The organism is Flavobacterium sp. (genome assembly GCF_027531905.1).
Taxonomy (GTDB): Bacteria; Bacteroidota; Bacteroidia; order Flavobacteriales; family Flavobacteriaceae; genus Flavobacterium.
The window spans coordinates 1-1,257 of record NZ_JAPZSU010000066.1; the positions used below are offsets into that span (position 1 = coordinate 1).

Consider the following 1,257-nt stretch of genomic DNA (forward strand, 5'->3'; position numbering starts at 1 on the left):
TATGTTAAAAGTAAAAATGAGAATGCTACTTAGAGGAACTGCTTTGAATTTTAGAAAAGTAGTTTCTAATTTAGAAGAACAATTCTTTAACTTTTTATTTCTAAGATTCGCATATCTGTAATTTTTGCAGGAGCGCCATAAATATTTTCAGTGAAGAAGTAAAATACAAAAACTTTGAAGTATCATTACTGGAAATAAAAAAGGGACACACTAGTCTTCGAGAATCTATGCTAGATACTACGTTAGATAATAGAACAAAACCAATTTTATTCAATCTTGGAATGTCTATTATTTACGAAGCTATTAAAATTATAGATCCAAAAGATAAAAGAACACAAACCTTTAAAGATGAGCACAATCGAATCATGAGTAGTGTTAAGGATATTAATGGTTATGTGGATATTTATTTTGATGAAATAATAACGATGATAGATTCTCACCAAAATGTAACGTCTGATCCTGCCAATGGTACGAACCATGATCGCAAGAAAATTGGTAAGCTATATTGGCAAGTGGGCAAAGCATCATCCTGGGAAGATTGTCCAATTGAACCTGGTTATTCCGAATTGCACGGAGAGACATTGTGTGTAACAGATGGAATAATTGCTGAAAACTACTGTAAGAATTTAAATGGAAGATTGCCAACTGTGAAAGAATTTTTGGAGGCTTTTGAGAATGACGAAACAATTTCAAAGGATAGTAGATGGCCTAAATATTGGACATCTAATAAAAAAAATGGTTTGCATTTGAGTATAACCACTCTACCCGCTAAGTACAAAATGAAACCCCAATTACAAGCAGACTCAGCTGCAAGCATTCGCTGTGTTTGGGATAAATAAAAAAAGCCCCCAATTTTCATCAGTTGAGGGATTATTGGCGATACTACAAAAACCCTAAAATTGACTTTTTGACCCTCATAAAACGAGTTGAAATTCGGGTTTCAAGCAAGTAGTAAACTAAAAAATGACTTTTTGAAGGTTTGAACGAATCATATTAATCAAAATTATTCAATAAAAAAATGACTAACTCTAAAGTTTTTTAATACTTCTTACTATCAATTAGGATTGCAAAACATAAAGGAATTATTGGACAAGAGCTGTTAATTTGTAAACAATAGCTTCCTCACCGACACCTTTAAGAGTTGCCTTGCTCATTTCAGTAGCTATTTTTTTTTCTTTGAGAAGCTTGCTAACATTAAGATTAGAATAAATTCTATCAGTGATCCAAACTTCACCAGCCTTAGCTAGTCCCTGGACA

General features: G+C 32.5%; 1 protein-coding gene. It reads left to right on the plus strand.

Annotated elements, in window-relative coordinates:
* Positions 1–227: 227 nt before the first annotated feature.
* Positions 228–839 carry a hypothetical protein gene (locus O9307_RS14055; protein WP_298300450.1) on the plus strand — a complete coding sequence of 204 codons (612 nt, stop codon included), beginning with the start codon at positions 228–230 and terminating at the stop codon, positions 837–839.
* Positions 840–1,257 lie beyond the last annotated feature (418 nt).